The 8,346-nt window shown below is 68.7% G+C and carries 11 protein-coding genes, 2 tRNA genes and 1 pseudogene; 4 read left to right on the forward strand and 10 right to left on the reverse strand.

The window, feature by feature from the left end; all coding sequences use genetic code 11:
- Nucleotides 1–13 precede the first annotated feature (13 nt).
- Together V6M46_RS14995 and orn are read right to left on the reverse strand one after the other, a co-directional pair.
- A tRNA-His gene (locus V6M46_RS14995) sits at nucleotides 14–89 on the reverse strand.
- Between the two features lie 61 nt (nucleotides 90–150).
- Nucleotides 151–774 carry an oligoribonuclease gene (gene orn, locus V6M46_RS15000; RefSeq protein WP_332666552.1) on the reverse strand — a complete coding sequence of 208 codons (624 nt, stop codon included), beginning with the start codon at nucleotides 772–774 and terminating at the stop codon, nucleotides 151–153.
- Between the two features lie 134 nt (nucleotides 775–908).
- On the opposite strand from orn, the gene V6M46_RS15005 reads away from it, so the two are divergent.
- Nucleotides 909–1,682 (forward strand): DsbA family protein, encoded by a 774-nt coding sequence (locus V6M46_RS15005; protein WP_332666554.1) that lies wholly within the window; start codon nucleotides 909–911, stop codon nucleotides 1,680–1,682.
- Between the two features lie 28 nt (nucleotides 1,683–1,710).
- Here the strand turns inward: V6M46_RS15005 and V6M46_RS15010 are convergent, their stop codons facing one another.
- Genes V6M46_RS15010 through V6M46_RS15020 form a run of 3 tightly spaced genes read right to left on the reverse strand, consistent with a single transcriptional unit; the run spans nucleotide 1,711 to nucleotide 3,067 of the window.
- Nucleotides 1,711–2,067, reverse strand: coding sequence for a fluoride efflux transporter FluC (locus V6M46_RS15010; RefSeq protein WP_332666556.1), 357 nt, complete (start codon nucleotides 2,065–2,067; stop codon nucleotides 1,711–1,713).
- Nucleotides 2,064–2,444, reverse strand: a complete 381-nt coding sequence (locus V6M46_RS15015) for a fluoride efflux transporter FluC (RefSeq protein WP_332666557.1) — start codon at nucleotides 2,442–2,444, stop codon at nucleotides 2,064–2,066. Before V6M46_RS15015 ends, V6M46_RS15010 begins: the two co-directional genes overlap by 4 nt.
- Entirely contained in the window at nucleotides 2,441–3,067 is a 627-nt protein-coding gene (locus V6M46_RS15020) for a LysE/ArgO family amino acid transporter (RefSeq protein WP_332666558.1), read from the reverse strand. Before V6M46_RS15020 ends, V6M46_RS15015 begins: the two co-directional genes overlap by 4 nt.
- A gap of 70 nt (nucleotides 3,068–3,137) precedes the next feature.
- Here V6M46_RS15020 and V6M46_RS15025 point away from each other — a divergent pair, with 70 nt between their 5' ends.
- Together V6M46_RS15025 and V6M46_RS15030 are read left to right on the forward strand one after the other, a co-directional pair.
- The gene (locus V6M46_RS15025; RefSeq protein WP_332666559.1) at nucleotides 3,138–4,019 is read left to right on the forward strand and encodes a LysR family transcriptional regulator ArgP; all 882 of its coding nucleotides are present in this window, start codon (nucleotides 3,138–3,140) and stop codon (nucleotides 4,017–4,019) included.
- A 46-nt stretch (nucleotides 4,020–4,065) separates the two neighbouring features.
- On the forward strand, nucleotides 4,066–4,641 hold the full coding sequence (locus V6M46_RS15030) for a hypothetical protein (RefSeq protein ID WP_332666560.1): 576 nt from the start codon (nucleotides 4,066–4,068) through the stop codon (nucleotides 4,639–4,641).
- Between the two features lie 54 nt (nucleotides 4,642–4,695).
- Here V6M46_RS15030 and V6M46_RS15035 read toward each other — a convergent pair.
- The 5 genes and pseudogenes from V6M46_RS15035 to V6M46_RS15055 form a co-directional block, all read right to left on the reverse strand.
- Nucleotides 4,696–5,421, reverse strand: a pseudogene (locus tag V6M46_RS15035) (alpha/beta fold hydrolase); the annotation flags it as partial.
- Between the two features lie 18 nt (nucleotides 5,422–5,439).
- Nucleotides 5,440–5,889 carry an SRPBCC family protein gene (locus V6M46_RS15040; RefSeq protein WP_332666563.1) on the reverse strand — a complete coding sequence of 150 codons (450 nt, stop codon included), beginning with the start codon at nucleotides 5,887–5,889 and terminating at the stop codon, nucleotides 5,440–5,442.
- Nucleotides 5,886–6,230 (reverse strand): ArsR/SmtB family transcription factor, encoded by a 345-nt coding sequence (locus tag V6M46_RS15045; RefSeq protein WP_332666565.1) that lies wholly within the window; start codon nucleotides 6,228–6,230, stop codon nucleotides 5,886–5,888. The genes V6M46_RS15040 and V6M46_RS15045 overlap by 4 nt, the downstream gene beginning before the upstream one ends.
- A 39-nt stretch (nucleotides 6,231–6,269) precedes the next feature.
- On the reverse strand, nucleotides 6,270–6,746 hold the full coding sequence (locus tag V6M46_RS15050; RefSeq protein ID WP_332666567.1) for an SRPBCC family protein: 477 nt from the start codon (nucleotides 6,744–6,746) through the stop codon (nucleotides 6,270–6,272).
- Between the two features lie 111 nt (nucleotides 6,747–6,857).
- Nucleotides 6,858–6,931 (reverse strand) — tRNA-Arg (locus tag V6M46_RS15055).
- 93 nt (nucleotides 6,932–7,024) lie between these two features.
- Here V6M46_RS15055 and V6M46_RS15060 point away from each other — a divergent pair.
- Entirely contained in the window at nucleotides 7,025–8,206 is a 1,182-nt protein-coding gene (locus V6M46_RS15060; protein ID WP_332666569.1) for a PrsW family intramembrane metalloprotease, read from the forward strand.
- Nucleotides 8,207–8,346: the final 140 nt, after the last annotated feature.

Below are 8,346 nucleotides of genomic sequence, written 5' to 3' on the forward strand. Positions count from 1 at the left end.
ACGGGGGTCTTCGTGGGGTGGACGACGGGACTTGAACCCGCGGCCACCGGCACCACAAGCCGGTGCTCTACCAACTGAGCTACGCCCACCACGCGTGCCGGGCATGCGCCCGACACGGCGTCAGGAAGTCTAACGCAGACCTGAGGCCGTTCAGACCGTAGGCCGGGCCTCACCGGTCAGCGATCCGGCGACCTCGGCGGCAATGGCCCTGGCGGTCTCGGAGTCGATGCCGGGATCCGGGGTGAAAACGGCCCGGCGGTAGTAGCGCAGCTCCTCGATGCTCTCCTGGATGTCGACCAGCGCGCGGTGATGACCGGCCTTGGCCGGCGCCGCGAAATAGGCCCGGGGGAACCACTGGCGCGCGAGCTCCTTGATCGAGGAGACGTCGACGACGCGGTAGTGCAGCCAGCTCTCGAGCTCGGTCATGTCGCGGGCCAGGAACGCCCGGTCCGTGCCGATCGTGTTGCCGGCCATGGGCGCTCTGCCGGGCTCCTTGACGAACTCACGGACGTAGGTCAGGACCTGCTCCTCGGTGTCGCGGAGGCTCAGGCCCTCGTCGAGCTTCGTCAGCAGCCCTGAGCTGGTGTGCATCTCGCGGACGAAGTCGTTCATCTGCTCGAGCGCGGCCTGCGGCGGCTTGACGACGAGGTCGATCCCCTCACCGAGGACGTTGAGGTCGTAGTCGGTGACCAGGGCCGCCACCTCGACCAAGGCATCGCTCTCGAGGGAGAGTCCGGTCATCTCGCAGTCGATCCACACCAGCTTGTCATTCACGCCGTTGACCTTAGTACGACCCATGGACGTGACGTGTCGACGCGTCCTTCGTGCGGGCCGGTAGGGTCTGATGGAACCTTCAACGAGCGAGCCGCGTTGGTCCAGTTGGTGACCGCCCGATCCAGGAGAAATCAGTGAGCAACGAACGTCAGCAGCGTGCCGCCCGGGCCGAGCAGATGCGCAAAGAGCGTGAGAAGGCCGACCGCAAGCAGCGCAACCTGATCACTGTCGGGATCGTCGCGGTCGTCATCGCCCTGATCGCCGTCGGCGGCTATGCCGTCAAGAGCGAGAGCGACAAGAACAAGAAGGAGACCGAGGTCGTCAACCCCAAGAACACGACCAAGGACTTCGGCATCGTCTACGACACGGCGGCCGCGGGCGGCGAAGCCCCGTCCGGCACCGAGCCCGTCTCGGTCGAGCTCTACGAAGACTTCCAGTGCCCCGCGTGCCTGCAGTTCGAGCAGACCAGCAACGCGTTCCTCAAGGAGCAGGTCGCGAGCGGCGCGATCACGATCACGTACCGCCCGTTCTCGTTCCTGGACGAGACCGGCGGAAGCCCCAACAGGTACTCCCATCGTTCCGCGAATGCCGCGCTGTGCGCACTCGACAACGGCGGCGTTGCCGACTACGTCAAGGTGCACGACTACCTCTACCAGAACCAGCCGGAGGAGGGCACGAACGGACCCGAGAACGCCGAGCTGATCACGGCCCTCGAGGGGCTGGGCATCACGGGCATCGACTCGTGTGTGAAGACCGAGCGATTCGTGCCGTGGATCGACGAGGCCAAGGCTGCGGGTGCGAAGCGTGGGGTGAACTCCACCCCGACGGTCTACGTGGCGGACAAGAAGGTCGAGTCGCCGACGCCGCAGACCCTCCAGGCCGCGATCGACGCGGCCAAGAAGTCCTGACCCGCCCCGGGGGCCTGCGACTCGACGCTCAGAGCGCGTTGCCGATGACGTACCCGAGGGACGCCGCGGCGATGCTCAGCGCGAGCATTCCCACGGCGTTGACCGCAGCTGCGCGGTAGCGACGGTCGAGGGCCAGGTGCACCGACTCGACGCTCGCGGTGCTGAACGTCGTGTAGCCGCCGAGGAAGCCCGTCCCGACGATCGTGTGCCACGTGTCGTCGGCGCCGACGCCGACGATCAGGCCGAGCAGCAACGACCCGGTGATGTTGATCAGGTGGGTAGACCACGGGAGCCTGGGGGACACCCGCGGGCGCATCCAGGCGTCGAGCGAGTAGCGCGTGCCCGCACCGAGGCCGCCGGCCAGCGCCATCAGCAGCGTCGTCATCCCACGACCTTGCGGGCGGCCATCACGCCTGCGAATGCCGCGACGAGGCCCGCGAAGACGCTGCCTGCCGCGTAGGCGAGGCCGAGCGTCACGTGATCTCCGCGGAGCAATGTGTCGGTATCGACGGCGAGGGCGCTGTACGTCGTGTAGCCGCCGAGGAACCCGGTGCCGAGCAGGAGCCGTAGCCGGTTCGCCGGAGCGCTGTGATCGCGTACGAGCAGCACCGCCAGCAGCGCGCCGAGGGCGAAGGACCCCGTGACGTTGACGAGGAAGGTCGCCCAGGGGAAGAGCCGGTCGGCGTCCAGCGCCTCGGCGATCCCGTGGCGGGCGAGGGTGCCCGCGGCGCCACCGGCGGCGACGAGAGCGAAGGACCTCACCCCTCCATTAGACCGTGCAGCAGGCTGGCGGCGATCGCCGCCATGACGATCGCGATCAGGGCGTCGAGGATCCGCCACGAGGCAGGCTTGGAGAACAGCGGTCGCAGCAGGCGCGCTCCGAAGCCGAGCGACGAGAACCAGATGATCGATCCGGCGGCCGCTCCCGCCCCGAACCACCAGCGGTCGTCGCCGTGGGTTCCCGCGACCGAGCCGAGCAGCAGGATCGTGTCGAGGTACACGTGGGGGTTGAGCCAGGTCAACGCCACGGCGGTCGTGACGGTCGGCCACAGCGGCGAGGGTGCGCCGGACGTCTCCGGGTCGATCGCGCCGGGACGGATCGCCTTTCGGGCGGCGATCACGGCGTACGCCAGGAGGAAGGCCGCGCCGCCGATCCGCATGACGTCCACGAGCCACGGCGCCAGGTCCAGGAGGCTCCCGATGCCGGCGATCCCGGCGGCGATCAGGATGATGTCGGAGATCGCACAGATCAGCACGACGGCGAGCACGTGCTCGCCGCGCAGGCCCTGGCGCAGGACGAAGGCGTTCTGCGCACCGATCGCGATGATGAGGGACAGGCCGAAGCCCGCACCGGCGAGCGTCGCGACGAGGGCGGAGTGGTCCATGGCTCCATCCAAGGGGACGCAGCGTCTGAAGACCAGTTCAGGTTATGAATGATGCATTAGCATCGCTGATGTGACCGATGTCGACCTGTCCCAGCTCCGCGCCCTGGCCGCCGTCGTCGACGAGGGGTCGTTCGACGCCGCCGCGTCGGCGCTGCACCTGACGCCCTCGGCGGTCAGCCAGCGCATCAAGGCGTTGGAGCAGTCCGCGGGGCGCGTCCTCGTACGCCGGACCAAGCCGACGGAAGCCACGGAGGCCGGCCACGCCTATCTGCGTCTGGCCCGTCAGGTCGCGGCACTGGTGCAGGACGTACGCGTGGAGGTGGACCCGGACGACCAGCGCCCACCGACGATCCCGCTGGCGATCAACGGTGACTCCCTGGCGACGTGGGTCCTGCCGGCGCTCGCGGCGCTGTCGGGGACGGCCTACTTCGACGTCAGGCGCGAGGACGAGGGGCGCACCGCCGACCTCCTGCGCTCGGGGACCGTGATGGCCGCGATCACGTCCGACGCCGCGCCGGTGCAGGGTTGCCGGTCGACCCGGCTCGGCACGATGCGATACCGCCCGATGGCGAGTCCGGAGTTCGTCGCGGAGTGGTTCCCCGGCGGCGTCGACGCGGCAAGCCTGGCGCGGGCGCCGGTCGTGGTCTTCGACCGCAGCGATGACCTCCAGGACGCCTACCTGCGCCAGCGGAGCCGGCGCCCGCTCCATCCGCCGCGCCATCACATCCCGGCGTCGTCGCAGTTCGCCGATGCCATCACCCTCGGCCTCGGCTGGGGGATGCTCCCCAAGGAGCAGTACGAGGAGGGGGAGCGTGCCGGCCGGCTGCTCGGCATCGATCCGCGGCGGCACGTCGACGTCACCCTCTACTGGCAGCAGTGGGCGCTGCAGACGCCGGCACTCGAGACGACCGCGCGCGCCATCCGCGAGGCAGCCGCCGATCACCTGACGTGATCGCTCTCCGGTGGTAATGTCAAGTCACTACCACTGAGGAGCGGCGATGGGCCTCGAGGAGATGCTCGACGACTTGCTCGAACCGCACGCCGTCATGGCTGACGCCGAGGGCGACCGGCTCGTGGCACTTCGCCTGGCCGACGACTGGGGCGTCGGCGTACGCCTGCACCGCCGCGGCACGCACCGGCAGTGGAACGTCCGCGAGATCACGCTCCGGCTCATGGACGCCGAGGCGGGCATCAGTGGCAATGACGTCCGTGAGCTCCCACTGGGTGCGCTGCTGTCGGAGGCCAAGCGACTGGCGACCAAGGACTCGCTGGCCTCGCCGCCGCCGGCGCCGAGACTGAGGTTGACCGAGCTGCTCGAGCAGAGCGGCGGCAGGTTCGGCAGCGGCGACGATGTCCTTGCCGCGCTCGCCTTCGAGTACGTATCGCTGGTGGAGTCGGGCGTACGTACGCCGTCCAAGGCACTCGCCGAGCGGTTCGGCGGCAGCGCCGGCACCTGGACCAACCGCGTCGCGGAGGCCCGCAAGCGCGGATTCCTCACCCCTGTCGATCGTGGAGAGGCCGGGGGAGCCCTGACGCCGAAGGCCTTGTCGACCCTCGGCCTACGTCGGGAGTGAGGCGCCGAACCACTCGATGAGAACCGGCGCCAACACCTCGGGTGCGACTTCGTGGGTCTGGCCCTCGAGCGTCCGGTGCTCGGCGTTTGGCAGTGCCGTGGCCGTGGCCTTGGCTGCCTGCTGGAAGCTGTCGGGGCTGGCGCCGCCGCTCAGCAGCAGCGCGGGCGTGAGGATCCGCGAGGCCACGTCGCGTGGCACCCGACCACCGGCGAGCAGCCGGTCGTCGTACGCCAGCGTCGGTGCGACCGCCTCGAACCTGGCCCATTCCGGTGTTGTGCGCGCACCGTCGATCATCTGCTGTGGCAGGCCGACCCGCGCCATGAACAGCGCGACCGCGCCGCCGCGATCACCGGCATCGAGCAGCTCGTTGAGGTGTGCGGTGTAGGTCTCGGCCCGCCCGGCGTCCCCGACCTCGGCCAGGAACGGCGGCTCGTAGAGCGCCAACCGGGTGATGCCGGCTCCGGCCGCGGCGGTCGCGAGCGCGAGCGCCACCCCCGACGAGAACGCGAAGACGCCCGCCTCGCCGCCCGCCTGGTGGATCAGCGCGTCGAGGTCCTCGACCTCGCGCTCCACCGCGTACGGCAGGGTGTCGGTGCTCTCGCCACGACCGCGCCGGTCGTACGTGAACACCGTGAAGGCGCCTGACAGGTGGTGCACGAGGGGGTCCATCGGCCCGGCTCCCCGAAAGCACATCGCGCCGTCGACCAGGACGATCGGCGGGCCGTCACCTGCTCGGTCGTACGCGATGGTCGTCCCGTCGGGGGAGGTGAGGTCTGGCATGTCGGGCTCCTGTTCGTGTCACTGCTCCGGCGCGAGCGATGCGACATAGCTGTCGAAGCGGTCGAGGCTCGTCGTGAAGCCGGCCCGCGCCTCGGCGCTGAGGTAGGCCGCGGGGACGTTCGTCTGGTGCGTCACGACCTCGGTGCGGCCGTCGCCGAGATCGACGAACGTGATCTCGGTGCGCATGCCGCCCTCGACGCCCGCCTCGATCCACACGAGCCGGTCGGGACGGTGGACCTCGGCGTACACCGCCTTCATGGCGTACGTGCTGCCGTCGGCGTCGTTGACCATCGTGGTCTCGAAGACGCCGCCGGGTCGCAGGTCGACCGTGATGTTCTCGACCGGCGTGGTCGTACCGGTCGGCCCCCAGAAGTGCGTCAGGTGCTCCGGCGTCGTCATGCAGTCGAAGAGTCGCTCCGGCGATGCCCGGTGCACGCGGCGAAAGGTCATCTCGCCCGTCTCGGTCATGCCGTCGTCCCTTCGGCAGGCAGGGTCGCGAGGTGCGCGTCGAGGCGGTCGTGACGATCTGTCCACACCTGCCGGTGCCGCTCGATCCAGCCCACCGCCTCGGCCAGGTGCTCGGTGTCGAGCCGGCACGGCCGGGACTGCGCCTGCCTGGTCCGTGAGATGAGACGAGCGCGCTCGAGCACCTTGAGGTGCTTGGACACCGCCTGCTGGGTCATGGCGAACGGCTCCGCGAGCTGGCCCACCGTCGCATCGCCCTGTGCGAGGCGCTCGACGATCGCGCGTCTCGTCGAGTCCGCAAGTGCCGCGAACACCAGGTCCAGGTCTTCGTCGATGACTGTCATGCGGCGATCATATGCACAACCATACGTTTGCACAACTGATTAGTTGTGCCGAGACGTAGGACCGTCATCATGGGCGAGGAGGCTGTCGAGCTTGCTGAACGACTGCATCCAGAAGTCGCGGCTCGTGGTCTCCGCCTCACGGGGGCAGGGGTTGACGCGAAGCTCGAGCCGAGTTCCCCCGCCCTCGTCGAAGAACTCGAGGCTGACCTTGAAGGGGTCGATCCCCTCGAAGGCCGGATAGCCCGTCACCTTCTCGTATCCGACGAGCCGGACGTTCTCGACGACGTCGGTGTACGTGGTGTCGATCGTCCACCTCATCGTGCCGCTGTACGTCTCCATCGAGAGCCGGCGATGGCCGCCGACCCGGGCCTCGATCGAGACGGTGCCGGGCACGACCCAGCCGGCGAACGGGCCGAACCAAGAGGCGAGCTCGGTTTCGTCGGTGAATGCCCGGTAGACGCGTTCTCGTGGGGACGCGAAGTGCCGGTGAATGTCGATCGCCACCTGCGTGTCCATCGGAGCCCTGCCTCTGCCCCCGACACAAGATCTTGTGCTGTCAACGATACGCCGGACCGAGCCGACTCGCCCTGCACGCAGGAGGTGCTGGACGGGCTCACATCGAGTTTGCGCGCCCGGCAGGACTCGAACCTGCGACCTAGAGATTAGAAGGCTCTTGCTCTATCCGGCTGAGCTACGGGCGCTCGGGCGGTCAAACCCGCACCAAGCCTATCGGCGCAGGTCGTCCCGCATGCGGACCTGGCACCCAGTTCCGCGGTATGCCCTACGATTTGCGAGTGACAGATGCGACCACCGCCGCGATCCCGCCGACGTTGCCCAAGTACCGCGAGGCGATTCGCCAGCGAGGCCGCACGGCGTTGATCGTGCTCTTCATCGTCGTCGCGATCGTCGGCGTCGCGGCCGCAGCGTGGATCGCCTGGCGCGCGGGCGACCCCGCCGGTTCAGGGCTGTCGATCCTCTTTGCCGTCATCCCGTTGCCGTTGCTGTGGTTCGTCTACTGGTGGCTCGACCGGTATGAGCCCGAGCCCCGCCGCTACAAGCTCGCCGCGTTCGTGTGGGGTGGCGTGATCGCGGTCGCCATCGCGCTCGCACTGGAGATCTGGATCCAGGAGACCTGGGACCTCAGCGACAAGAAGATGGCCTCGTTCATCGCCCCACTCGTCGAGGAGCCGGCCAAGTGCCTGTTCCTGGCCCTGACCTTCGTCCGCGCGCGACGAGTCATCGACGGTTTCCTCGACGGCCTGATCTACGCCGGCTTCGTCGGCATCGGCTTCGCGTTCATCGAGAACATCGGCTACTACGCCAGCAGCTACCTCGGCTCGCCCGACATCCAGGTCGCGGGCGCCGAGGGCGTCACGGCGACGTTCGTCGTACGCGGACTGTTCAGCCCGTTCGCGCATCCGTTGTTCACCTCGGCGTTCGGCATCGCGATCGGCCTGGCCGCCGGCCGCAGGTCCAGGACCCTCAAGATCCTCATCTCCCTCGCCGGCGTGGTCGTCAGCATCGGGCTGCATGCCCTGTGGAACGGCTCCTTGAGCTACGGTGGCGGCGCCGGATTCCTGCTGGCCTACCTCATCCTCGCGGCTCTGCTGGTCGGGCTGGCGGTGCTCGCGATCATCGTCCGCACCCGGCAGGTCCGGATTCTCGAGCGGTCGCTGTCGTACGTCGCGCAGCGCGGCTGGATCCATCCCGCGGAGATTCCCTACCTCTCGCACTTCGGCTACCGCAAGGCCGCGCGCAAGTATGCCAAGGGCGAAGGCGGCAAGGTCGCGGCCCAGGTCGTCACGCGCTACCAGCGGCTCGCGACCGAGATGGCGTTCCTGCACGACGGCCTGATGAGCGGCCGGCAGATTCCCCACGGAGTCGAACGTACGTACGCCCTGCTCGACGCGATGTACGAGCTGAGGCCGATGTTGCGATTCCCACCAGCACTGCAAAGCACCGTCAGTCACTTCTGACCCCTGCGTAGCACGAGGCGTGGCGGCGAAGTGCCCCCTCGTCCACTAATCTGTGCACAGACACCCATGCGCACAGATCATCGTCGACGAGAGGAGCACCCAGTGGCCAGCGAACACGCTTCGGCCGAGCTCCTTGGCGC

It is taken from the genome of Aeromicrobium sp. (assembly GCF_036676885.1).
In the GTDB taxonomy this organism is placed as follows: Bacteria; Actinomycetota; Actinomycetes; order Propionibacteriales; family Nocardioidaceae; genus Aeromicrobium.